20 protein-coding genes are annotated in these 25,070 nt (G+C 61.2%); 18 read left to right on the top strand and 2 right to left on the bottom strand.

What is annotated here, in order from left to right:
• Positions 1-329 precede the first annotated feature (329 nt).
• The 10 genes from B0B52_RS00790 to B0B52_RS00745 all read left to right on the top strand — a co-directional run bounded on the left by B0B52_RS00790 (position 330) and on the right by B0B52_RS00745 (position 11,108).
• Positions 330-962 carry an ANTAR domain-containing response regulator gene (locus tag B0B52_RS00790; RefSeq protein WP_077591705.1) on the top strand — a complete coding sequence of 211 codons (633 nt, stop codon included), beginning with the start codon at positions 330-332 and terminating at the stop codon, positions 960-962.
• Between the two features lie 355 nt (positions 963-1,317).
• Positions 1,318-2,562, top strand: coding sequence for a CmpA/NrtA family ABC transporter substrate-binding protein (locus B0B52_RS00785; protein WP_077591704.1), 1,245 nt, complete (start codon positions 1,318-1,320; stop codon positions 2,560-2,562).
• A 16-nt stretch (positions 2,563-2,578) separates the two neighbouring features.
• The gene (gene ntrB, locus B0B52_RS00780; protein ID WP_077591703.1) at positions 2,579-3,541 is read left to right on the top strand and encodes a nitrate ABC transporter permease; all 963 of its coding nucleotides are present in this window, start codon (positions 2,579-2,581) and stop codon (positions 3,539-3,541) included.
• Between the two features lie 67 nt (positions 3,542-3,608).
• Positions 3,609-4,421 carry an ABC transporter ATP-binding protein gene (locus B0B52_RS00775; protein WP_077591702.1) on the top strand — a complete coding sequence of 271 codons (813 nt, stop codon included), beginning with the start codon at positions 3,609-3,611 and terminating at the stop codon, positions 4,419-4,421.
• Between the two features lie 31 nt (positions 4,422-4,452).
• Entirely contained in the window at positions 4,453-4,872 is a 420-nt protein-coding gene (locus tag B0B52_RS00770; RefSeq protein ID WP_077591701.1) for a globin family protein, read from the top strand.
• A gap of 97 nt (positions 4,873-4,969) precedes the next feature.
• Positions 4,970-7,105, top strand: a complete 2,136-nt coding sequence (locus B0B52_RS00765) for an ATP-binding protein (RefSeq protein WP_077591700.1) — start codon at positions 4,970-4,972, stop codon at positions 7,103-7,105.
• A 149-nt stretch (positions 7,106-7,254) separates the two neighbouring features.
• Complete coding sequence (locus B0B52_RS00760; protein ID WP_077591699.1) at positions 7,255-7,626, top strand: response regulator transcription factor; 372 nt, start codon at positions 7,255-7,257, stop codon at positions 7,624-7,626.
• Between the two features lie 8 nt (positions 7,627-7,634).
• A complete protein-coding gene (locus B0B52_RS00755) occupies positions 7,635-8,093 on the top strand; it encodes a chemotaxis protein CheX (protein ID WP_077591698.1) in 459 nt (152 codons plus the stop codon).
• 185 nt (positions 8,094-8,278) lie between these two features.
• Positions 8,279-9,490, top strand: coding sequence for a nitrate/nitrite transporter (locus B0B52_RS00750; protein WP_077591697.1), 1,212 nt, complete (start codon positions 8,279-8,281; stop codon positions 9,488-9,490).
• 502 nt (positions 9,491-9,992) lie between these two features.
• Positions 9,993-11,108, top strand: coding sequence for a response regulator (locus tag B0B52_RS00745; protein WP_168173451.1), 1,116 nt, complete (start codon positions 9,993-9,995; stop codon positions 11,106-11,108).
• Positions 11,109-11,216: 108 nt separating this feature from the next.
• Here B0B52_RS00745 and B0B52_RS00740 read toward each other — a convergent pair whose 3' ends face one another.
• Together B0B52_RS00740 and B0B52_RS00735 are read right to left on the bottom strand one after the other, a co-directional pair.
• On the bottom strand, positions 11,217-13,031 hold the full coding sequence (locus B0B52_RS00740) for a bifunctional protein-serine/threonine kinase/phosphatase (RefSeq protein WP_077591695.1): 1,815 nt from the start codon (positions 13,029-13,031) through the stop codon (positions 11,217-11,219).
• 237 nt (positions 13,032-13,268) lie between these two features.
• Positions 13,269-14,552, bottom strand: a complete 1,284-nt coding sequence (locus B0B52_RS00735) for a type IV pili methyl-accepting chemotaxis transducer N-terminal domain-containing protein (protein WP_077591694.1) — start codon at positions 14,550-14,552, stop codon at positions 13,269-13,271.
• A 392-nt stretch (positions 14,553-14,944) separates the two neighbouring features.
• On the opposite strand from B0B52_RS00735, the gene nirB reads away from it, so the two are divergent.
• The 8 genes from nirB (at position 14,945) to cobA (ending at position 25,045) form a co-directional block, all read left to right on the top strand.
• Positions 14,945-17,380, top strand: a complete 2,436-nt coding sequence (nirB, locus tag B0B52_RS00730; protein ID WP_077591693.1) for a nitrite reductase large subunit NirB — start codon at positions 14,945-14,947, stop codon at positions 17,378-17,380.
• A gap of 62 nt (positions 17,381-17,442) precedes the next feature.
• Positions 17,443-18,207, top strand: a complete 765-nt coding sequence (locus B0B52_RS00725; protein ID WP_168173453.1) for a type IV pili methyl-accepting chemotaxis transducer N-terminal domain-containing protein — start codon at positions 17,443-17,445, stop codon at positions 18,205-18,207.
• A gap of 12 nt (positions 18,208-18,219) precedes the next feature.
• Complete coding sequence (gene nirD, locus B0B52_RS00720; protein ID WP_077591691.1) at positions 18,220-18,609, top strand: nitrite reductase small subunit NirD; 390 nt, start codon at positions 18,220-18,222, stop codon at positions 18,607-18,609.
• 18 nt (positions 18,610-18,627) lie between these two features.
• Positions 18,628-20,874, top strand: coding sequence for a molybdopterin oxidoreductase family protein (locus B0B52_RS00715; protein WP_077591690.1), 2,247 nt, complete (start codon positions 18,628-18,630; stop codon positions 20,872-20,874).
• Positions 20,875-20,891: 17 nt separating this feature from the next.
• A complete protein-coding gene (locus tag B0B52_RS00710; protein WP_077591689.1) occupies positions 20,892-22,934 on the top strand; it encodes a DmsC/YnfH family molybdoenzyme membrane anchor subunit in 2,043 nt (680 codons plus the stop codon).
• Between the two features lie 9 nt (positions 22,935-22,943).
• Positions 22,944-23,333: a hypothetical protein gene (locus B0B52_RS00705; protein WP_077591688.1), complete on the top strand. Its 390-nt coding sequence runs from the start codon at positions 22,944-22,946 to the stop codon at positions 23,331-23,333.
• A gap of 39 nt (positions 23,334-23,372) precedes the next feature.
• Positions 23,373-24,278 (top strand): DNA-binding protein YbiB, encoded by a 906-nt coding sequence (gene ybiB / locus B0B52_RS00700; protein WP_077591687.1) that lies wholly within the window; start codon positions 23,373-23,375, stop codon positions 24,276-24,278.
• A complete protein-coding gene (gene cobA / locus B0B52_RS00695) occupies positions 24,275-25,045 on the top strand; it encodes a uroporphyrinogen-III C-methyltransferase (protein ID WP_077591686.1) in 771 nt (256 codons plus the stop codon). Before ybiB ends, cobA begins: the two co-directional genes overlap by 4 nt.
• Positions 25,046-25,070: the final 25 nt, after the last annotated feature.

Below are 25,070 nucleotides of genomic sequence, written 5' to 3'. Positions count from 1 at the left end.
ACGCTGAGCAGCTACATTCGCTTCTACAACGAGCGCCGGTTGCACTCGTCGCTGCGATACTTGCCACCAGCCACATACGAAATCTGTGAAAACGGAGAAACCAGTGTCAATTAAAGCGGATCAAGTTCCTTTGGGGAAATGTCCTCTCGGCTCAGATGCCATCCGTTAAACGGCCCGGCACGAGAGACAACCTCCCCTTCAAGCAAGGGCCGCGGATCTGGCTCTGCCAGTCCGCAGGCGCAGCGGCCCCCTCGGGGGGCAGGGAGTTACACGCAGTGAACGACCGTGGGGGCCACATCCACTGGCTCGAATCTTGCAGCAAACCGACCATGACGCCCTCCCAGTCCCTGCGCCTTGTGATCATTGCTCCAGATCTGCTGGACAGTGTGTCCACGGACGACCATGCGCGGGCGCAGGCAGAGCGTTCGCGCCAGTTACGCATCGGCCTGCTCGAAAACGGTTACAACGTCATCGCCGTGCTGCCGGCGGACACCTTTTTGGACGAACGCCTGGCGCAACTGCAGCCCGACATGATCATCGTGGATGCTGAAAGCGAGGCGCGCGATTCGCTCGAACACGTCGTCATGGCAACGCGAGATGCCCGGCGCCCGATCGTGCTGTTTACCAACGACAACGACACCAGTCATGTGAAAGACGCTGTCGCCGCAGGGGTATCCGCTTACATCGTGGCCGGCTTGTCCCCCGAGCGCATACGCCCCATTCTGGACGTCGCCATGGCGCGTTTTGAACACGAGCAGGGTCTACGCCGCGAACTGGCCGACGTCCGGACTGAGCTGCAGGACCGCAAGGTGATTGACCGCGCCAAGGGTCTGCTGATGCAACGTCAAAACCTCAATGAAAAGGTCGCCTACGAAAAGCTGCGCAAGGCAGCGATGGACAAGGGCTTGCGCCTGGGCGAGGTGGCACAGCGCATGCTCGACGCGGCCGACCTGCTGGGTTGACGGCCTTAACGCCGAAATGGTGCGCCGCACAAATACAGTGCAAAACCTCGCCAGCTTCTTTCCGGAACTTCGGGGCATTTTCATTGCTATTAAATAAGTAGCTGCTCACGCCCGTCGTATAAGGGCAAACGGCCATTTTTACTAAAACTTTCTTGTAAAACAGGCTTTCAACTCTGGTTGGCACAGCTTTTGCTGAGAAGGTAAACACAAGGTATTCCACTTCAACGGCGAAGCGGAATGCCTCCAGGAACAAAGGCGTTCGCACCCTGCATTCACATCTCTTGTGTTTGCCCGGGTCGAGCGCCTTTTTTGTTTTTCGCTTTTATTTTTTGTTTTCACTTCTGGAGTCCCGACCATGACCGAACTGCTGAAATCTTCACTGACGCGCCGCACCGTTCTGCAAGCCGCCGCCGTCGGCGCCGCGGGCATCAGCCCGGCCCTGCGCGCTGTTGTTTACGCCCAGGGCTCCGATGCCCCCGAAAAGAAGGAAGTCAAGATCGGCTTCATCCCGCTGACCGATTGCGCCTCAGTGGTGATGGCCTCGGTGCTGGGCATCGACAAAAAATACGGCGTCAAGATCATCCCGACCAAGGAAGCCAGCTGGGCCGGCGTGCGCGACAAACTCGTCAACGGTGAACTCGACTTTGCGCACGTGCTGTACGGCCTGATCTACGGCGTACACATGGGCACGGCCGGTCCCAAGAAGGACATGGCCATCCTGATGAGCCTGAACAACAACGGCCAGGCCATCACGCTGTCCAAGAAAATCGCTGACAAGGGTGCGGTAGACGCCGCATCATTGGCCAAGCTGATGGCCACGGAAAAACGCGAATACACCTTTGCGCAAACCTTCCCCACCGGCACCCATGCGATGTGGCTGTACTACTGGCTGGCCAGCGCAGGCATCAATCCCTTCAAGGACGCCCGCGCCATCGTGGTGCCCCCACCGCAGATGGTGGCGAACATGCGGGTGGGCAACATGGACGGCTTTTGCGTCGGTGAGCCCTGGGGCCACCGCGCCATCATGGACGGCATCGGCATCACGGCCGTGACCACCCAGGACATCTGGAAAGATCACCCGGAAAAAACCCTGGGAACCACGGCGGAATTCGTCAAGAAATACCCCAACACCGCGCGCGCCGTCACGGCCGCCATCCTGGAAGCGGGCCGCTGGATTGACTCCGGCCTGCAGAACAAGATGAAGATGGCCGAGACGGTGGCCGACAAGAGTTATGTGAACACCAGCGTGGACGCCATCAACCAGCGCATCCTGGGCCGCTACCAGAACGGCCTGGGCAAGACCTGGGACGACCCGAACCACATGAAGTTCTACAACGACGGCGCGGCTACCTTCCCCTACCTGTCCGATGGCATGTGGTTCCTGACGCAGCACAAGCGCTGGGGCCTGATCAAGGACCATCCGGACTACCTCGGCATTGCCAAGCAGGTCAACCACATCGACGTCTACAAAGAGGCCGCCGCTGCCAGCAAAACGCCGGTGCCCAAAGACGTGATGCGCACGAGCAAGATGATCGACGGCGTGGTCTGGGATGGCAAGGACCCGAAGAAATACGCCGACGGCTTCAAGATCAAAGTCTGAAGAGGGAGAACACACCATGGTCAGCGCTGTTTTTCACACCCCCTTCGACGAGGCGCCCGTTGCCCCGTCGTTACCAACACCGGGCGCCGGCAAGCCCGCTATCAACACCATAGCTACTGGTGCAGATGCAGCGCGGGCTGCTGCCCGAAAGGAACCTGTTCCAGCAAATCAACCCACGACTGCAAAAGTGCCTTTTGACTGGCACGGCATCTGGATGGCCGTGCTGCCTCCCCTGCTTGGGCTGGGCCTGCTGATCGGCCTGTGGGAATTGGTGTCCGTGTCCACGGGCAAAAGCATTCCCTCGCCGGTCGAGACCTTTCGCCAGGCGCTGGACGTGTTCAGCGACCCGTTCTACAGCAAGGGGCCGAACGACCAGGGCGTAGGCTGGAACGTGCTGTCTTCGCTGAAGCGCGTAGCCATCGGTTTCGGCATGGCGGCCGCCGTCGGCATTCCTGCCGGATTCATGATCGGGCGCTTCACTTTCCTGAGCCGCATGTTCAATCCGCTGATCAGCCTGCTGCGCCCGGTGTCGCCGCTGGCCTGGCTGCCAATCGGCCTGCTGGTGTTCAAAGGCGCCAACCCGGCTGCGATCTGGACCATCTTCATCTGCTCGATCTGGCCCATGATCATCAACACCGCCGTCGGTGTGCAGCGCGTGCCGCAGGACTACATGAATGTGGCGCGCGTACTCAACCTCAGCGAGTGGAAGATCTTCACCAAAATCCTCTTTCCCGCCGTGCTGCCCTACATGCTCACCGGCGTGCGCCTGGCCGTCGGCACGGCGTGGCTGGTGATCGTGGCCGCCGAGATGCTGACCGGCGGTGTCGGCATCGGCTTCTGGGTCTGGGACGAGTGGAACAACCTCAACGTCACCAACATCATCATCGCGATTTTTGTCATCGGCATGGTGGGCTTGGTGCTGGAGTTCGCACTGATCAAGCTGGCCACAGCCTTCACTTTTGAAGAAGTAAAGACTTAATTTCCGTCTGCACTGCGGCCTGCCGAACCTCGGCAGGTCCGGGTGAAACGATCCAAGGAGAAATTTCATGAACATGTCACTAACCACCAAGTACATCGAGATCCAGGGTGTCGAGCAGACCTTCAAAACAAAAAAGGGGCCGTTCTGCGCGCTGCAAAACATCAACCTGACGGTGGCCAAAGGCGAGTTCGTCACGCTGATCGGTCACTCGGGTTGTGGCAAGTCCACGCTGCTCAATCTGGTCGCAGGCCTGACAACGCCGACGCAGGGCGCCCTGCTCTGCGCCAACCGTGAAATTTCCGGCCCCGGTCCGGAGCGCGCCGTGGTGTTCCAGAACCATTCGCTGCTGCCCTGGCTAACCTGCCACGAAAACGTCTATCTCGCGGTCGAGCGCGTTTTTGGTGCCACCGAAAACCGGGCGCAGCTGAAGGCCCGCACCGAGGCGGCCCTGGCCATGGTGGGCCTGACTACCGCTGCGCAAAAACGACCCGGCGAAATCTCCGGCGGCATGAAGCAGCGGGTCGGCATTGCCCGTGCGCTGTGCATGGAACCCAAGGTGCTGTTGCTGGACGAACCTTTCGGCGCACTTGACGCGCTGACCCGCGCCAAGCTGCAGGACGAGTTGCTGCAGATCGTCGCCACCACGCAAAGCACGGTGGTCATGGTGACGCACGACGTTGACGAAGCGGTGCTTCTGTCGGACCGCATCATCATGATGACCAACGGCCCGGCCGCCACCATCGGCGAAGTGCTGAAGGTGGACCTGCCGCGGCCGCGCTCCCGCGTGGCATTGGCCGAAGACATCCGTTACCTCGGCTACCGCAAGGCCGTGATCGACTTCCTCTACACCCGCCAGGGCCATGTAGAAAAAGCCGCCTGAAGGCAGCCACTGAAAACGGAAAGGCGCCACGATGACACCTCAACAAATTGAACTCGTCCAGAGCAGCTTCGCCAAGGTCGCGCCCATTGCGGAGCAGGCCGCGGCACTGTTTTATGCCCGCCTGTTTGAACTCGCGCCGCAGGTGCGGCCGCTGTTCAGGGGTGACATGACCGAGCAGGGCCGCAAGCTGATGACGATGCTCGCTACCGTGGTGAATGGCTTGACCCGGCTTGACGTGATCGTGCCGGCTGCACAGAAACTGGCTCAGCGCCATGTGGCCTATGGCGCCCGACCGGAGCATTACCCCGTTGTCGGCACCGCGCTGCTGGACACGCTGTCCCAGGGTTTGGGCAAGGACTTCACGCCCGAGGTGTGCGAGGCCTGGACCGCCGCTTACGGCACGCTCTCCGGCGTGATGGTCGAGGCGCACAAGGCAGCAGAGCCATCGTGAGACTGGAGGCAAGCGCTCGCCCAAGCCCTTCCTGACAAGCCGCCTGATCCGAGGCGGGGCAGGACCGATCCGCATTTTTTAGCAACGAAAGACGCTTATGTCCGCTGTTTTACCTGCCAATGGCCCGCCTCTGGTGGCCGCTCCATCTTCGTCGCCACATGCGCGGGCACGGCGCACGCACGGCATGGCTTCCTTCGGCAAATACCGCGAGATCATCATTGCGGTGGCGCTGTTCCTGCTGTTCGACCTGGGCGTCCTGGTCCTGAATTTCTACACATCCTTCCAGATTGCCGAAGACGCATTGGGCGTCAACCTGTCCGGTCGCCAGCGCATGTTGTCGCAGCGCACGGCCAAATCCCTGCTGGCGGTGGATGCGGCACACAGCAAAGGCCAGCCCGCCGACAAGGACCTGGAAGAACTGAAAAGCGCGGTAAGGCTGTTCGACGCGTCTCTCAAGGGCTTTCAACATGGAGCCACCGTGCCGGGCGGCGACAGCAAGCCTGTTTTCCTGCGGGCGGCCGAAGGCGACAAGGCGCTGGACATCCTGAAGAAGGCGCAGGACATCTGGACACCCTATCAGGAAAAACTGGCGCCTGTGCTCACTGGCACGGCCTCGAACCAGCAGTTGCAGGAGGCGGTGGACTACGCCAAGGCCAACAACCTGAAGTTGCTGGGCTTGATGAACCAACTCACCACCGCGCTGGAAGCCGTGGCTTCTGACCGGGCAACCGCACTGCGCATGGTGCAGACCGTCGGCATTGTCCTGGCGCTGCTGAACTTCGCCTTCATTCTCTTCAAGTTCCTGCGCCGGCTGAACACTTCGGACGCCGCCATCGAAGCGGCCACCGAAGAAAACCGGGAAATTCTCGCGAGCGTGCGCGAAGGTCTGTTCCTGCTCACGCCCGAGCACCGGCTCGGCTCCCAGCTTTCGCGCTCAACACATGCGCTGTTCGGCAAGACGCTGGTTGCCGGTCAGAACTTTTTCGAGGTCTTGTCCACGCTGGTATCGCCCAAAGCCCTCACCGATGCGAGCGACTATGTCGAACTGCTGTTCTCGCCCCACGTCAAGGAACAGCTGGTCCAGGGCATCAACCCGCTGGCGGAAGTGGAGTTAACGGTCAGAAATCGCCTCGATCAGGACAGCAAGCGCTATTTGTCCTTTCACTTCAACCGGGTCCACGAAGGCAACACCGTGCGCCACCTGCTGGTCACCGTGCAGGACATCACCCAGAAAGTGGAGCTGCAGGCCAAACTGAGCGGCGAGCGGCAGCGCTCGCAAAAAGAGCTGTCCATGATGCTCAAGGCCTTTGAGACCGATCCGGCCATGATGCGCGGCTTTGTTGAACGCGCTGAAGCCTCCCTGCTCGAGGTGAACGACCTGCTGCGCAGCACCTCTTCCGCCGCATCGGAGGCCCAGGTGCTCAAGGCAGTCGATGGTGCCTACCGCCGCATCCACGCCATCAAGGGCGATGCATCTTCCCTGGGCCTGGAAATCCTCGCCTCGCTGGCCCACCAGTTTGAAAACGAATTGCAAAAACTCAAGGACAGCGGCGCAGCCACTGGCGACGCCCTGCTGGCCCTGCCCTTGCCGCTGGAAGACCTGCTGTCCAAGGTCGCCGCGTTCAAGGCCATGAGCCTGAAAAGGGGCAACGATTCCGCGCAGGTTATGGCTGAGGCCGTACCGCAGGCCCTGCACACCACACTGACGCAGCTGGCTGATGAGGTCGGCGCCGACTGCGGAAAACGGGTCAGCACCAGCGTACAGATGAACGGCGCGCCGAATCTGCCTGCCGACAAACTGGACCTGCTGCGCGAGGTGGCCATCCAGCTGGTTCGCAATGCGGTGGTACACGGTGTGGAAACTCCCTCAACCAGAACAGCAGCCGGAAAAACGCCGGAGGGCCAGGTGGCGGTCAACCTCACTCGGGAGGAAAGCGGCCAGTGGCAACTGAGCGTGCGCGACGACGGCGCCGGTCTCAATGCGGCCAAAGTCCGCAGCCGTCTGCTGGAGTTGCACTGGTACACCGCCGAACAGCTGCAGAGCTTCAGTGACAAACAAATCGTGGCGCACATCTTCAAGCCGGGTTTTTCGACGGCCGACACAGCCTCGGCGCATGCCGGGCGCGGCGTCGGGCTGGACCTGGTTCAAGCCAATGTGCAGAGACTGGGCGCGCGCCTGCTGCTGACCAGCACACCGGGCCAGCACACAGAGTTCAGGATCTGCTTCGCCTGACCATATGGCCCCCACGCTTGTCACTTCGTGTACTGCGCTGCCCCCGAGGGGGCCGCTGCGCCTGCGGACCGGCAAAGCCGAATCCGCGGCCCTGGCTGGCGAATACGGGAGCCTGTGCGCGTCGGTAAAGAAAAAACCGGGAGGACTTTATGCGCCTAATGATTGTTGACGACTCCAACATGATCCGCACCCGCATCTCGCGCGTGGTGCAGAGCGGCGGGATCAAGGGCATCGTGCTCGCGGGGCTGGCCAAAAACGGCCGTGAGGCTTTGCGCCTGGCCCGGGCCACCCGGCCGGAAGTGGTGACCATGGACCTGACCATGCCGGAGATGGACGGCATCGAATGCATCACGGAGTTGCTCAAGATCGATCCCAAGCTCAACATCCTGGTGGTCAGCGCCCTGAGCGACAAATCCACGGCGATCCAGGCGCTCAAGCTGGGCGCACGCGGCTTTGTTGCCAAGCCTTTTACCGACGAAGAACTGCAGATGGCACTGCTCGACGTTTTCGAAGCACGTTAGGAGCTGCCATGGCAACACTCAATGAAACTGATCTGAAGCTGTTCGTCGACTCCATCAGGAACTATCTGAAGGTCACCACGCGGCAGGAGCCCGTCATCACTTCTGCCTTTCTGGGCACCGGTGACATCGAAGGCTTCGAATTCAACGGCGTCGTCACCTTTACCGGCAGCCACAACGGCCATGTCGTCGTTTCCATGCCGGGCAAGCTGGTGCGCGAAATCCTGTTGCTGCAGCACGAAACCGACCTCAGCGACTCCAACCTGCTGGACGCGGTGGGCGAGATTGCCAACACGCTGGCGGGCAACGCACGCAAGGCATTGGGTGCAGAACTTCAGATCTCGGTGCCCATCAAGCTGCAGGGTTCACAGGGCATCAAGGCCAGGGTACGCACGCGGCCCTATGTGATCACCCTGCGCTGGAGCCACTATGCCGCCCTGGTGTGTGTGGACATGGAGCGCAAGCACTGAGACAAACCAAGCGGCCCCGCCGGGTCGTCAAGTCTGATGGCCGCACGTAATTTGTGCGGTGCACCAAAAAGATCCACTTCTGCGGCCTGAACTGCGCCGCAAGAGTGCGCCTCGAGCGCCCCAAGTTGGCATGCATTTTGCACAATCTTTGTGAATTACCCTTCAATTCACTGAGGACTTGCACCATGGCGGGATTCCGCACCTTTCTCAAATCAGGCCACGCACCGACCTTGTTCGCTGCCTTCCTGTACTTCGACTTCTGCTTCGCCGTCTGGGTGTTGAACGGGGCCATGGCGCCGTTCATCAGCGAGGCTTATCAACTGACGGCTGCGCAGAAGGGCTTCATGATTTCGGTGCCCATTCTGGCGGGGGCCCTCATGCGCTTTCCGCTGGGCGTTCTGGCGCAATACATAGGACGCAAAAACGCTGCGCTGGTTGAAATGGGCATGATTGTCATGGCCTTGGCCTTTGGCTATTTTTTCATCAGCTCCTACGATCACGTGCTGGCCATGGGCGTGCTGCTGGGCATCGCCGGCGCCAGCTTCGGCGTGGCGCTGTCGCTGGGCTCGGGCTGGTACCCGCCCAAATACAAAGGCCTGGCGATGGGCATCGCTGGTGCAGGCAACTCCGGCACCGTGCTGGCCGTGCTGTTTGCGCCGCCGCTGGCCATGGTCTACGGCTGGCAAGCGGTGTATGGTCTGGCAGCCTTCTTCATGCTGATTCCGATGGTCGTGATGGTGGTTTTCGCCAAGGAGCCGCCGGACATCGAGCACCAGACCTTTCGCGAGCACATCGCCTGCCTGTTCGAAAAAGACGGCTGGGCTTTCAGCCTGATCTACGTCATCACTTTTGGCGGATTCATCGGCCTGGCGAGTTTTCTTCCCACCTACTTCCATGACCAGTTCGGCGTGACCAAGGTACAGGCCGGCCAACTCACCATGCTGGCCGCGCTGATGGGATCGGCCATACGGGTAGTTGGCGGCTACATCTCCGATCGCATTGGCGGTATCAACACTCTGAGCGGCGTGCTCGTCGTGGTAGCCGTCACGCTGGTGCTGTGCGGCCTGGCCGGCGCCTCGCTCACGGTGACCACACTGTTGTTCATGCTGTGCTTTGCCGCTCTGGGTGCAGGGAACGGCGCGCTGTTCCAGCTCGTGCCGCTGCGCTGGCCATTGGCCACCGCCGTGGCCGGCTCCATGATCGGCGAGATCGGCGCTCTGGGCGGTGGCTTTTTGCCCAACGCCATGGGCCTGTCCAAACAATATGCCGGCACCTACCTCTGGGGCTTCGTCGCTTTCGCTGTGCTGGCCCTGGTGATGCTTGTCATGCTGCGCGTCATGCAAATCCGCTGGACCCGCACCTGGGCTGAGAAAGGTGGGAGGGCGCGTAGCGCCTAGGAGCGAAGCGATAAAAGCGCAATGCGCTTTTTCCCACCTTTCCAGTGCAGACTAACTTTGCTTCGGCAAAGTTAAGCGTAGCGAGCCGAAACTAAAAGGCGGCCGCGCACGCAGTGCGTGATCGGCGTAGCCGAGGAGGCGCGCAGCGCCGGGCCGACTTTTCTGCGAAGCAAAAAGGGGGGGAGAGCGCGTAGCGCTTGATGAGCGAAGCGATAAAAGCGCCTAGCGCTTTTGCCCACACTTTCTGCGAAGCTAAAAGGGTGGGCGCCACGCAGCACACGATTTTCACCGCCTCGTGAAAAATCGCCTTTAGTACTTTTGCCGCATCTTCCGGGGTGTTTTTACCTCGACACGGGTGCCGCCACCAACCAAACTGTCAGCAATTGGCTGAAAGCCGTTCAGGATGAAGGCATCCCACGGCAGCCAGCTGCGTGCAAATGCCGCGAAAGCTATCCGCGCTGGTAAGCTTCAGGCCTGCAGCTGCTCTATGGGATGGAAAAAAATGGCTTTGATAGCAGTGATCGATGACGACGAGACAATCCGGGAACTGATCGCCGCAGCGCTGCGCTTCGAAGGCTATGAGGTCGTGGAGGCGGACAACGGCGCCGCCGGGCTGGCAATGGTGCGCGAGCACCGGCCCGACCTGGTGGTCAGCGATGTCAACATGCCAGAGATGGACGGCTTCGCCATGATGCAGGCGCTGCGCGCCGACCCAGCCGTTCAGGCCACACCGATCATCCTGCTGACCTCGCTGCAGGAGCGCGAACATGTGCGCAGCGGCATGACCAGCGGCGCCGATGACTACCTGACCAAACCCATCGTCTTTGACGAGTTACGCGAAGCCACGGCCGCCCAGCTCAACAAGCAGCTGATGCGGCAGTCGGCGCAGGCTCAAGCCACGGGCGCGGCCATTGCCACGGCCCTGAGCAGCCAGAAAAAGCAGCTGATCCGCCTGTATGAGCAAAGGCTGTTGGCGGAATTGGGCGAAAAATGGCCAACGGCCGACTCGGTGGTGGAAGACCGCAAGTTCTCCAATGCCACGGTGCTGTTTGTGGACGTGGTCAACTTTGCGGCGCTTGCGGAAAAACTCACCAGCTCGGAGCTGAGCGAGGTCGTACACCAGTTCTACAACAACGCCGGCGACACGGTCTACCTCTTTGGCGCTCACCACATGCAGTTTGTCGGCGAGGGTTTGCTGGCCGTGTTCGTCGACAGCGCCGACACCGATACCGTGAACAGCGGACTGCGGGCCGCCAGGGCGGCCTTGGGGCTGGTCGATTCGGCGCACCGGGTGCAGGGCTACCTGGTCAACCACTTTTCCGGCCGCACGCTGCCGCGTTTTGAGGTCTGCGTGGCCTTGCACAGCGGCGCCGTCACGCTGGCCAAGCTGGATGACCCGCTGCGCGGAAAATCCCAGCTCCTGCCCGTCGGCGACACGGTCAGCGCCTGTTTGCTGCTGCAAAAACAGGCGCACGCGGCCGGCTGGAAAATTGCCGCCAGTGCCGCGCTACAGCGTGAAGTGGCAAGCGCGGTGCAAACCGGGCGCCGCAAGCGCTTTTCGCTGCCGGGCCGCACAAGCGCCATGGATGCAGCCGAGCTCCTGGGCCTGTCGCTATAGCGTTATGGTGCTATTAAATTTATAGCTACTCGCACCCGCCAAATAAGGGCTAGAGGCCAAAAAGATACGTAAACCACAGCCAACAGGCAAAAACCGTGCGCGCGGGGGCTAACGCGGCAAAAACAGCAGCCAGTACACCAGCAGGCCGTTGAACAGCATCGACAGCGCCAGCGCAATCTTCCACAGGGCCACCGGATCACGCTGAATCAAGGGCGTCGCCGGAAGTGCGCTCAGAGACCGCGAAGCGCCGCGTTCGATGGCCAGCGAAAACTCCTCCGCCGTTTCAAAGCGCTGACGCTTGTCGCGCGACACAGCCTTGAGCACCACGTGGTCCAGCCAGATCGGCACTTCAGGGTTATGGCGGCTGGGCGGCGTGGGGTCGCGGTAATAACGCCCTGCCTGGTAGGGCAGCACCTCGCCGTAGGGGAGCTTGCCGGTCAGCAACTGATACAGAGTGACACCCAACGCAAACAGGTCGCTCTGCGCATCAGGCAATTCTTCCGGGCCGTCCTTGCCCGCCGCCGCCGCCCGGGCGCTGAAGCCCCATTGCTCGGGATTGATGTAGCTGGGCGTGCCCGCGTGCAGCTTGCGCATGGCCTCGGGTTCGCGCCCTGTCAGCGCCACCCCCAGGTCGAGCACGCGCAGCACGCCGTCTTCACCCTGGTGCAGGTTGGCGGGCTTGATGTCGCGATGGATTACATGTTGCCGATGCAGCAAGCCCAGCGCCGTCACCGCCTGCGCCGCCAGCGCCAGCACCTGAGGCAGGCTGAAGCGGTGTTTGCGGTCCAGCATCTGCTGCAGCGTTTCACCCGCATGCCAGTCATACAGCAGGTAAAACGCGCCCGGCTCACCACCACCGGGCAACCGGTCATGCAGATGCACCAGATGGCCCGCCACTCGGGATGAACCCATGCGCCTGGCCAGCCAGGCTTCGTGCGCCAGCATCGCGCGCTCTTGCGGGTCATGCGCGCGCGCGGGGTGCAGGGTTTTCAGGGCATACAGCCTGCCACTGGACGCCTGCGCCGCCGGATCTGTTCCCGCATCCGTTGCGGGCACATTCCACCTGACCTGGTAAAGCACGTTGACGCCGTTGTCGGCCACAGGAGCCGTGACGGTCAGCCCGTCTAGGCTGTCCCCTACCCTGAGCTTGCCGGGCACCGGCAAGGCCAACGCGCGGCGGTTTTCGTCCTCCAGGGTGGCATCCAGCAGGCCGAGCACCCGCACGACCAGGGCGGTGGCATTGTCCGGTGTGCCTGCTGCAATGGCGGCATCCACCATCTGGCGGCTGACGCGTTGCGCCTGGCCATCCGTATTCGGCTGCGCATCTGCGCTGGCCAGGGCCTGGAGTTTTTTGTCCGACATCACGTTGTGCACGCCATCAGAAAGCAGCACAAACACGTCGCCAACCTGCAAGTCACCCTGCGTGTAGTCCATCACCAGGCGGTCTTCCGCACCTACGCAGCGCAGCAACTGGTGCCGCAGGTCGGGATGATCCATCACATGGTCGGTGGTGAGCAGCGTCATGCGCCCCTCGCGCAGCAGGTAGGCACGGGTATCGCCCACATGCGCCAGCGCATAAGACTGGCCGCGAAGCACCAGCGCCGTCAGGGTGGTCAGGCCGAGGGCCGGGTGGCGCCGCCGGTTCAGCCCGGCCAGCCAGGCGTTCTGCGCACCAATGATGCGGTCCAGCGCCACCGTGGTGTCCCAGGTTGCCGGGGTACTGTAATAGTCGCGCACCAGACTGGTCACGGTGGTCTGGGCGGCCTCCTTGCCCATGCCGCCGGTGCTGACGCCGTCGGCGATGGCCACGATGGAGCCCATACCCTCCTGCCCGGGTTCTGGCAGCATGGCGGCGCAGAAGTCCTCATTGACGTCCTTGCGGCCGGCAAGCGTTGCAAAACCAATGTCTATGTCAAATGCCATGCACCAAAGCAAGCAAGTTTTGCGCCCAAATTTGGTGCGCTGCAGCAAAACAGGGGTTGGGCAGGCCAGGAGGCTGCGCGGCAGAAGGCGTCGAAGCGAAAAGTGGCCCCGGCGAGCACAGTTTTTGCCGGGTTTGCAGCGCCATAGCCGTAGCTATGGGGCAAAAATCCGGTGAAAAATGGGCCGTCGCGGCCGCTTTGCAGCCGACGCTCCTTCTGCCGCGCAGCCTCCTAGCCATCAGCCCACCAGCATTTGCATGCTGCGCCCGTAATGCACGGAAAGTTTGTCGAAAACATCAAGCAAATCCTCGCTGGCCGTGGCCACGCGGTCCAGATCGGCCAGCCCGACGCGGCCCGCAGGGGCGCTCCCGGCGAGCATCTGCGACCAGCTCACGGCGGCAGACTCCAGCAAGGCGCGAATTTCCTTGCTGGTCAGCGGAATAGTGTTCAGGTAAGCCAGCGCCTCTTCAAAAGCGGCCCGGGCTTCGTCCAGGCCCTGCGCGTCCGGCGCAATGCCGGCCCGCATGCCCAGCATGCCGACCAGCGCGTACTTGGCAAAACGCTGGCTCAGCATGCGCTGGCGCCCCGCGAGGTTGAGCACCTGCAGGGGCGGCATGGCCCCCGCATTTTCCAGACTGCCGGTCAGGCGCTCGGCCTCCTGCAGCAGTTGCCCTGCCAGCGCGTCCAGCTGCACCATGTGGCCGGCTGCGGGCGCACCCTGCAGCAGCGGCTTGAGCTGTGACCAGGTGCCCTGTACCTGCTCCAGCAGGTCGCCAAAGGTGGGCTGGGAGAGGCTTTTTCCCAGGGCTGCCAGGTTGGCGTCGATGCGCGTGATCGAGTCTTTCAGCTGCTCCTGCACTTGCGCGAGCTGAACGCCGGCCAGTTGCAACAGCGCCAGCTTGACCAAGCGCTGGGACAACATGCGCAATTGGCCCGATCGGTTCACATCCTCCGCAAAACGCGCCGAATGAATGATGTGCTGCGACACCTGGCCCAGGCGCTGGTTGCTGTGCATGGAGGCGGTACGCAGCATCTTGAAGGCATCGTCGTCCGACATCTCACGGGCGCGCATCAAAATGCCCTTGGCGCGGTCAACCACCTTGCGCTCTTCCAGGCGGCTGGAGACGTCGCGCATTTCAGCACGCAAGGCCTGCTCGCGATCAAACCGCGCCTGGGCCAGATGGATGAGCGATCGCAGGCGCTGCTGGGCATAACCATTGATCACATAGGCATGCACACCCACCTCCGTGGCGCGCGTTATTTTCCCCGCGTCGCCGTCAGAGGTAAAGACGATCACGGGACGCGGCGCTGTGTCGCCAATGATCTGCAAGGCCTTGAACAAGTCATCCCCAGGAAGGGATGCATCGCAAATGACCACATCGGGTGAACTGCGCAACACGTCACGCACCAATTTAGAGCATTCGTTGACGCAGGCGAGGACCTCAATACCGACGGCCTCCAGGTCGGCGACCAGGGGATGCGAGCCCACGGGACCATTCAAACTTACCAATGCGGAGGTCATAAAAATCAGGATTTGAGAGATGACTGACTGTGGAGCACGCAAATCGCACACCACCTAACTTCCCATGTTAGCGCCAACTGCGCGCACCCAAGAGACATGGCACAAGTTTTGCATCGCTTTCATCGGGCGTAACGAAGCGTCCAACCTTAGCAAAAGCACAGCGGGTTTTACGCATAACGACGTGCGTATCGAAGTGCCTCATACCGGACTCACCACCGGATCCCCTGTTTGACAGGAGAGGGCATCATGTTTTTTCCCTTATTTGCAACTGCCATCCCGCTCCCTGCGCCGTCACCGACTGGATGGGCAGGCCTGCTCGCGCGCCCTCTGCCACGGGATCGTTTGGCATGTCCTTTGCACTTGCACTACCGAATCAATCTGGAAATGACGTCATGAAAAAAACAAAGTTGGTCATGGTTGGCAACGGCATGGCCGGGGTTCGCACCATTGAAGAGCTGCTCAAAGTGGCGCCCGATCTGTACGACATCACCGTCTTTGGCGCAGAGCCGCACCCCAACTACAACCGCATTTTGCTGTCTCCGGTGCTGGCTGGCGAGCAGACGATTGACGAGATCGTCCTGAACTCCTGGGACTGGTACAAGGACAACCACATCACGCTGCACGCCGGCAAAAAAGTGGTGGAGGTAGACCGGGTCAAACGCGTGGTGCGCGCAGACGACGGCACAGAAGCCGCCTACGACCGCCTCCTGATGTGCACGGGCTCCAACCCCTTCATCCTGCCTGTGCCAGGCAAGGACCTGAAAGGCGTGATTGCCTACCGCGACATTGCCGACACCAACACGATGATCGAAGCGTCGGAAAAATACAAAAAAGCCGTGGTCATCGGTGGCGGCCTGCTCGGCCTGGAAGCGGCCAACGGCCTCATGCTGCGCGGCATGGAAGTGACCGTGGTGCACGTCATGCCCTGGCTGATGGAGCGCCAGTTGGACGACGTAGCAGGCAAGCTGCTGCAGAAATCACTGGAAGACCGCGGCCTCAAATTCATGATCGGCGCGCAGACCCAGGAGCTCATCCCCGACAAGGACGGCCGTGTCATGGCCATCAAGTTCAAGGACGGCCTGGAGCTCCCGACCGACCTGGTCGTGATGGCTGTCGGCATTCGCCCCAACACTGAGCTGGCCGAATCCATGCGCCTGCACTGCAACCGCGGCATTGTGGTCAACGACACCATGCAGACCGTGACAGATGCGCGCATCTACTCGGTCGGTGAGTGCGCGGCGCACCGCGGCATTGCCTATGGCCTGGTGGCCCCGCTGTTTGAGCAAGCCAAGGTTGCCGCCAACCACCTGGCGCAGTTCGGCATCGGCCGCTACACCGGCTCGCTGACCTCGACCAAGCTCAAGGTCACCGGCATTGACTTGTTCTCCGCCGGCGAATTCATGGGCGGCGAAGGTACAGAGCAAATCGTGATGTCCGATCCTTCAGGCGGCGTCTACAAAAAGCTGGTGCTCAAGGACGACAAACTGGTGGGCGCCTGCCTGTACGGCGACACGGTGGACGGTAGCTGGTACTTCAAGCTGCTGCGCGATGGCCGCAGCATCAGCGACATTCGCGACAAGCTGCTGGTCGGCGAGTCCAACATCGGCGACACCGGTCACGAAGGCCATAACAAGGCCGCAACCATGCCCGACGACGCCGAGGTCTGCGGCTGCAACGGTGTCAGCAAGGGCACGATCTGCAAGGCCATCAAGGAAAAAGGCCTGTTCACTCTCGACGAGGTGAAAAAGCACACGAAGGCCAGCGCCTCCTGCGGCTCCTGCACCGGTCTGGTAGAGCAGATTCTCATGTTCACCGCTGGCGGCGACTACTCGGCCACGCCCAAGCTCAAGGCCATGTGCGCCTGCACCGACCACGGGCACCAGGCCGTGCGCGATGCGATCACCACCAACAAACTGCTGAAGATCGCCGACGTGTTCAAGTTCATGGACTGGAAAACGCCCAATGGCTGCTCCAGCTGCCGCCCGGCGGTCAACTACTACCTGATCTCCAGCTGGCCCAAGGAGGCCAAGGACGATCCGCAAAGCCGCTTCATCAACGAACGCAGCCACGCCAACATCCAGAAGGACGGCACCTACAGCGTCATCCCGCGCATGTGGGGCGGCGAGACCACCGCCAGCGAATTGCGCCGCATTGCCGACGTGGTGGACAAGTACAAAATCCCGACCGTCAAGGTCACCGGCGGCCAGCGCATCGACTTGCTCGGCGTTAAAAAAGAAGACCTGCAAAACGTCTGGAAAGACATCGGCATGCCTTCGGGCCACGCCTATGCCAAGGCCCTGCGCACGGTGAAAACCTGCGTTGGCAGCGAATGGTGTCGCATGGGCACGCAGGACAGCACCCAAATGGGCAAAGACCTGGAGCGGGCCATGTGGCGCATGTACGCGCCCCACAAGGTCAAGTTCGCCGTCTCCGGCTGCCCGCGCAACTGCGCCGAGGCCGGCATCAAGGACGTCGGCATCATCGGCGTGGACAGTGGCTGGGAAATGTACATCGCCGGCAATGGCGGCATCAAGACCGAAGTGGCGCACTTCTTTGTCAAGCTCAAAACTGCCGCCGAAGTACTGGAGTACACCGGCGCCTTCTGCGAACTCTACCGTCAGGAAGGCTGGTACCTGGAGCGTACCGTGCACTACGTCAACCGTGTCGGCCTGGACTACGTGAAGAAAAAAATCCTGGATGACCACGAAGGCCGCAAGGCCCTGTGGGCCAACCTGCAAGCTGCGCTGGACGGCGAACCCGACCCCTGGTTTGACCTGAAGGAAGCGGCGGTCGATACACGGCAGTTTGAAAAACTTGCCCCAGTCTGAACGCCCGGCTCCAGGAAACGACAGCTCATTCAAGGAAACTAAAAGTGAAAAGACGGATTTTTATGGCATCTGCTGCCCTTCTGGGCATGTCGGCCCATGCGCAAGTGGCCGACATGAACGACGCCATCAACAAGGCGGGGCGCCAGCGCATGCTCTCACAGCGCATGAGCAAGGCCTATCTGGCGCTGATCCAGAAAGTGGAAACCAGCAGCGCACAGCAGGTGCTGGACCGCTCGATGTCCACCTTCGACCGGCAACTGACCGAGCTGAAGGCCTATGCGCCCAATCCGGAAATCCGCGATACCTATGCAAAGCTCGAAGGCGTCTGGAGCGAATTCAAGTCGGTGCTGGTGGGTGCGGTGCCGGGCAAGGAACACGCGCTGAAACTGATGCAGCTGGACGGGAAAATTCTCGCGCTGGCCAACCAGGGTACGCAGCAGTACGAGCAAACGAGCGGATCGGCGGCGGTGGGGAAACTCGTCAATATCGCCGGCCGCCAGCGCATGTTGTCCCAGCGCATGGCCAAGCTTTACCTGGCCAATTCACTGCAAATGGACACCCAGGGCAGCATTGCAGAAATCGCAAAGTCGCGCGGTGAATTCATCGCCGCACTGGAAGTGCTGCGCAAGGCGCCCGAAGCCACGCCAAAAATCAAGGAAGAGCTGGCATTGGCCGACAGCCAATGGGTCTTTTTTGACCTGGGCCTGAGCCGCCTGGAAGGCGCGCGCAGCTCTCCCAAACTGATGGCCGACGTGTTTGTGTCCAGCGAAAACCTGCTGAGCGTCATGGACCGCATCACCGGCCTTTACAGCAACCTTAAAACATAAGAGGCAACCACCATGAGTGAATGGAAAAAAATCTGCCTGGTGACCGACATCCCCGTGCTGGGTTCGCGTTGCGTGGCGCGTCCTCAGGGCGTCGACGTAGCGGTCTTTCGCAATGATGAAAACCAGGTGTTTGCCCTGCTCGACCGCTGCCCGCACAAGGGTGGACCGCTCTCCCAGGGAATCGTGTTTGGCACCAGTGTGGCCTGTCCCCTGCACAACTGGACCATCGGCATGGAAGACGGCTGTGCCAAATCCCCGGATGAGGGGTGTACGCCAAAGTTTGCAGTCAAGGTGGAAGACGGCATGGTGCACCTGGACGCTGTGGAACTCGCCACCCACGCCATCGACCTGCCCCGCCCTGTGGCGGGACCGCTGCGCAAAGAAACCGCCAGCGCCTCATAAACAGGCAAGAGGCAACACATGATATTTGGCCGCACTCACCGCAAGCCCATCTCCATTCCTGCCAAGGAAGTCAAGGAGTGGAAGTACACCACCTGCAACTATTGCTCGACGGGCTGCGCCATCGAGATCGGGTTGAACGACAAGGGCAAGATCGTCACCAGCCGCGGCCATGCAGGTGCGGACGTCAATCGCGGCAAACTGTGCATCAAGGGCCTGCTGGAACACGAGCTGTTTGACTCGCCCGGCCGCGGCACCATGCCGCTGATGCGCGAGAAAGCGCACCTGCCGTTTCAGCCCACCAGCTGGGATGCGGCGATGGACAAAACGGCAGAAAAAATCAAGGAAATCCAGGCCAAGTACGGACGTGACTCTTTCGCCGTGGTCTCCACCGGCCAGTTGCTCACCGAAGAGTTCTACACCCTGGGCAAGCTGGTGCGCGGCCAGATCGGCACCAACAATTACGACGGCAACACCACGCTGTGCATGGCCTCGGCCGTATCGGGTTACAAGCGTTCCTTCGGCTCTGATGGCCCACCAGGCTGTTACGGCGATTTTGAGCATACCCACTGCCTGATGGCCTTCGGCTCCAACCTGCCCGAGCAGCACCCCATCATCTACTGGCGCCTGAAAGAAGCGCTGGAAAAGCGCAAGTTCCCGCTGATCGTGGTCGACCCGCGCGTCACCATGCTGGCGCAGTTTGCGGACATTCACCTGGCCATCACGCCGGGCACCGACACCGTGCTGATCAACGCGATGATGCATGTCATCTTCAAGGAAAACCTTCAGGACGACGAGTACATCGGCAAGTACACGCAGGGCATTGACGAGTTGCGCGCTCTGGTGGCGGACTATGACCCGAAGACGGCCCAGCATGTCTGCGGCATCGACGAAGACCGCATCCGCACCGTGGCCCGCATCTATGCCAAGGCGCCCAAGGCCATGAGCATCTGGACCATGGGCATCAACCAGTCCACCCATGGCTCGGACGGCGTGGTGGACATCAACAACCTGAACCTGATCACCGGCAACATCGGCACGCCCGGCGGCACCAGCCTGTCGATTACCGGCCAGTGCAACGCCATGGGCACCCGCGAATGGTCGTCCTGCTCGGGCCTGCCGGGCTACCGCGCGCTGGAAAAAGAGAAGGACCGCAAGCTGGTGGCCGATTTCTGGGGCATCGACGAAAGCTTCTTCCCTGAAAAACGCGGCCTGGCCCAGACCGACATTTTCCCCGCCATCGAAACCGGCGAGATCAAGGGTTTGTGGCTGATTGCCACCAACCCCATGACCTCCATGGCCAACCAGCCACGCATCATCAAGGCCATGGAAAACCTCGAATTCCTGGTGGTTCAGGATGTCTATGAGGATGTGGAGACCAACAAATACTCGCACGTCTACTTTCCTGCCGCCGTCTGGGCCGAAAAGGAAGGTTGCCACACCAACACCGAGCGCCGCGTCAATCTCACGCGCAACGTGCTGGCGCCTTACGCTGATTCCAAACCGGATTTCTGGGTCTTTAACGAAATGTCCAAGCGCTTTGAAGAGCGCAACAAGATTCACTTTCCCGCCACACCTGAAGGCGCTTTTGAGGAAATGAAAATCCTCTCCAAGGGTGCGGGCCGCACGCTGGACATCTCGGGCATGAGCTACGACCGAATTGAGGCCGCACGAGGCATCCAGTGGCCGTACAGCGAAGCGCAGGCAGATATTGATACGCAAAAAATCGGTCTGTCAGACCCCTTTGAGATGCAACTGCGCATGCCCTTTGACGGCAACCAGCGCCTGTACACCGATGGCGTGTTCCAGACCCCTACGGGCAAAGCCAATCTGATTCCCGTGCGCTTTGTGAACAACAACGAGTGCCCGGATGCCGAGTACCCCTTCTGGCTCAATTCGGGCCGCGTGGTGGAGCACTTTCACACCCGCACCCGCACCGGCAAGATCGGCAACTGCAACAAGTTCAGCCCCACGCCCTACATGGAGATGAACCCCGACTCGGCCGAAGAGCTGGGCATAGAACACCAGAGCTATGTGCGCGTGGTCAGCCGCCGGGGCGATGCCATCGTCATGGTGCAGCTGACGCACCGCGTGGGCCGTGACATGCTGTTCATCCCCTTCCATTTTCATGACTGCGTGAACCGCTTGACGCTCGGCCTGCTGGACCCGCACTCGCGCCAGCCCGCGTTCAAACAAAACGCCTGCCGCGTCGAAAAAACCGACCAGCAAGAAGCCGCCCGATTGAATCTTGAGCGCCGCGCGTTCTAAACAGGAGGACTATTGCGATGAAAGACGACACCTCACTGAAGAATGCCCTGGTGGCCGACCCGCAATGGGTCGCGGGGCAAACAGCACAGCAGGCCCAAGGCGGCTGCGGCAAGCCCGAGTGCGGCACGACAGGCTGCGGCTCCAAAAACACCGCAGAGCGCAAGATCTGGGAGATCCGTACCGAAGAGCAGGTCTACGCTTTTCTGAAAGACAAAACCACTGCCGATACCAACCGCTACGGCCAGAAAATTGACCTGATTGAACACACCCAGGGCAAACTGCCAGTCGGCCGGTCGATGTTCATCAATGAAAATCCGGCGGTGGGCACCAACCCCAACCGCAACAAGCAGCACGGCTTTTTCTTCACCGCCGACAACTGCATCGGTTGCCACGCCTGCGAGGCCGCCTGCAGCGAGAAAAACGACAACCCCGCGCACCTGGCCTTCCGATCGGTCGGTTATGTAGAGGGCGGCAGCTTCCCCGACTACAAGCGCATGAACATCTCGATGGCCTGCAACCATTGCGATGACCCGGTGTGCCTGAAGGGTTGCCCGACCCGCGCCTACACCAAGCATGTGGAATACGGCGCGGTGCTGCAAGACCCGGAAACCTGCTTCGGCTGTGGCTATTGCACCTGGGTCTGCCCTTACAACGCGCCGCAGCTGGACCCGGTCAAAGGCCAGGTTTCCAAATGCAATATGTGCGTGGACCGGCTGGAAGTGGGTCTCAAGCCCGCCTGCGTTTCTGCCTGCGTGGGCAACGCGCTGGACTTTGGCGTGATCGAGAACATTCCTGAGGGCCGCGAGCAGGCGCGCGTGGAAATCCCTGGCTTCCCTTCCCCCGAAATCACGCAGCCCAACATCCGCTTTCAGCAGATCAAGCAGTTGCCCGACGAGATGAAACGCAGCGACTCCATGCCGGTGAAGTACCACAAGGACGACAAGGGAAGATACAGGCCCGCGATTGACCAGAAGCAGGGCAAGGCGCAGCACTGGAACCTGGCGCGCCTGTCTTCCCGCGAGAATCCGTTGGTGCTGTTCACGCTGGCATCGCAAACAGCCACCGGCGCTTTTGCCCTGACATTCCTCGGCGCCCAGGCAGGGCTGGCAGGTTTCGCCGGTTTTGCCCAGTCCGCCATGTACGCGCCACTGGCCATTCTGTGTTTTCTGCTGATCGGGTTTGGCCTGTTCATGTCCACCATGCACCTGGGCAAGCCCAAGCGCTTTTACCGCGGGTTCAACAACCTGCGCCATTCACCCGTCTCGCGCGAGGGTCTGGGCATTGCCATTTTCATGGGCGCGCTCGGCATGCATGTGCTGTTCAGCCTGCCGGGCAACAGTGCGGTCCAGTCTGTTTTCTCATCGGTCTTTTCTATAGAGATCACGGCATTGATCGGAACTGAACAGGCTGCCAGCTTTGCGCGCGCCTTCGGTTTTGTGGCGCTGTTTGGAAGCGCGGGCGGGCTGTACTACATGTACCGTTGCTACCGCATCAAGGCCCGGCCCTTCTGGAACCACTGGCAAGTGGGCACCGCATTTGTTGGCAACATGCTGTCGCTGGGTTCGCTGGTTGCGGGTGTGGTCATCGTTTCGACCCTGGCTTTCTCGGGCGAAAGCATCCTCAATGCCGCCATGGTTTGCGCAGCGCTGATCTGCGTGGGCATGCTGGCAGAAGGCATTGGCCACACGGCGCATGCCAGAGACATGGGCCGCGCCGAGCACGAGGGTGGCGCGTCGTACTACATCCAGACCACGACCTTTGGCAAGACCTTCAAATTGCGCAACACTTTGCTGGGCCTGAACCTGCTGCTGGCTGCTGCGCTGCTGGCCAGCATGCTGGTGTTCAACACGGTCGACACATTCACACTGCTTGGCATGGCCATCGTTGGCGCCACCCTCATCGCCACCAGCCTGATCGGCCGCGCCCTGTTTTACGTGCTGGTGATTCCCACCACCATGCCAGGCGCTTTCTTCTGGAAGAACAAGGGTTTCGAAGACCATGCGCGCGACATCGGCCTGGCCAACATGCCGCAGGTTGGCGTCGCGCCGCTGAGGCACTAAGCTCTGCGGATGAATCTCGAAGAATTGATAGCCAAAACCTGCGTCATCGGCGTCTCGTATTTCGACACCAACGGTGAGCTGATGAAGCAAACCCAGTTTGCGGGTCAAGTGCTGAAGGTTGACGCGGAGCTGGGCATCACGGTGCAACTTCGCCATACCGACACCAGCGTGCAGCAGGCCGATTTCATCGTGCCGCCCAACCTGGACGCCTGGTTCAAGGCCCCGCCCGGCCACTACAAACATGCCCCTTCCGGCGTGGACATGGAGAACCCGGACTACCTGGTTACCTGGAACGTCTACCGCACCCAGGAAAACAAGCCCGAAGGCCAGCACGAATGGTGGGAGTGGGTGCCCAACACCGAGCGCCCGCAAGTGGGCCAGGATGCTGGGGCGGGCTAGCCTGAAAAACGTCGGACGTCTTCGCCGACAATCCCTACCATGAGCATTGCACAGTACATCAAGGTCATTGGCCGCGGCAAACAGGGCGCGCGCGCGCTGGACCGCGCGCAGGCAGCCGACCTGTTTGGCCAGGTGCTGGACGGCACGGTCACCGATCTGGAAGTGGGTGCCTTTTGCCTATCCATGCGTATCAAGGGTGAAGAACCCCAGGAGATGGCGGGCTTTCTTGACGCCACGTATGCGCGGCTCAATCTCGTTCCCACCGGAAGCAAACCCGTCGTGGTGCTGCCGAGCTACAACGGCGCGCGCCGGTTGCCGGTGCTCACCCCCTTGCTGGCCGCGCTGGTCGCGCGCCGCGGCTGGCCAGTGCTTATCCATGGCACATCTACCGAGACCAGCCGGGTATTTGTAGAAAATGTGCTTTTCGCCCTTGGTACACGGGCGCAGACAGCTATCAAACCTATAGCAGACGGCGAAGTGGCCTACGTCCCCACCGAATTGCTGAGCCCCGGACTCAAACGCCTGCTGGACGTGCGCCGCGCAGTCGGTCTGCGCAACTCCAGCCACAGTCTGGTCAAACTGATGAACCCCTGCGCTGGCGCGGCGGTCATCGTCAGCAGCTATACCCACCCCGAGTACGCCGTGTCCATGGCAGCCGTGTTCGAGCTGATGGGATCCACCGCCCTGCTGCTGCGCGGCACGGAAGGCGAGGTGGTGGCCGATGCGCGCCGGTTGCCGCAGATGGACGGCTTCATCGCCGGCAAACGCATCACGCTGCAGGAGGGCCAAAAGGGAACTCTCACCGATCTGCCCGATCTACCCACGGAGATCGACCCTGAAACCACTGCGTCGTATATTCAGGAGGTACTGGCGGGAACCAAGCCGGTTCCTGCCTCCATGGCTCTGCAGGTGGAACATATCTTGCGTCTGGTTCAAGCATCATGAATAACACTGGAAAAGTCACTCTTGTAGGCGCGGGTCCCGGCGATCCGGAATTGCTGACCGTCAAAGCCGTCAAGGCCATCCAGGCCGCGACAGTGTTGCTGGTGGACGACCTGGTCAGCGCAGACATCGTGGCTTTGGCACCGGCCACCGCGCGCATTGTTTATGTCGGCAAGCGCGGCGGTTGCAAAAGCACACCGCAAGCCTTCATCGAAAAACTCATGCTGATGGCCGCCAGGGAGGGCGAAAACGTGGTGCGCCTCAAGGGCGGCGACCCCTTTATCTTCGGCCGCGGCGGCGAAGAAGTTGAGCACCTGCAGGCCGCCGGCATTGAAGTCCAGGTGATCAACGGCATCACCGCCGGTCTGGCAGCAGTCACTTCACTGGGCGTGCCGCTCACGCATCGCCAGCATGCGCACGGTGTGGTGTTTGTGACCGGTCATGCGAAACCGGGCGACGCGGGCACTGACTGGCGCGCCCTCGCAGAAACCGCGTTCAAAGCCAAACTCACGCTGGTGATCTACATGGGCGTGAGCGGTGCCAGCCGCATTCAGGACGAATTGCTGGTCGGCCTGCCTTCAACAACCCCGGTGGCAGTGATCCAGAACGCTTCGCTGCCTACCCAGCGTCACATCACCACCACGCTGGGCCGCCTCAGCGGCGCCATTGAAGCGTCGGGTCTCGCCAGCCCATCCGTCATCGTTGTGGGTGACGTGATCAGCGGCGTGGTGGCGGCCGCAGAACACCCGGCGCAGTTTCGCGCGGCCTGACACTCCACGGTTGGCGGCTCCTAGA

This window comes from Polaromonas sp. A23 (assembly GCF_002001015.1).
Classification (GTDB): domain Bacteria; phylum Pseudomonadota; class Gammaproteobacteria; order Burkholderiales; family Burkholderiaceae_C; genus Polaromonas.
Note: the sequence above shows the minus strand (reverse complement) of the source record. Positions and strands in the feature narration are given on the sequence as shown.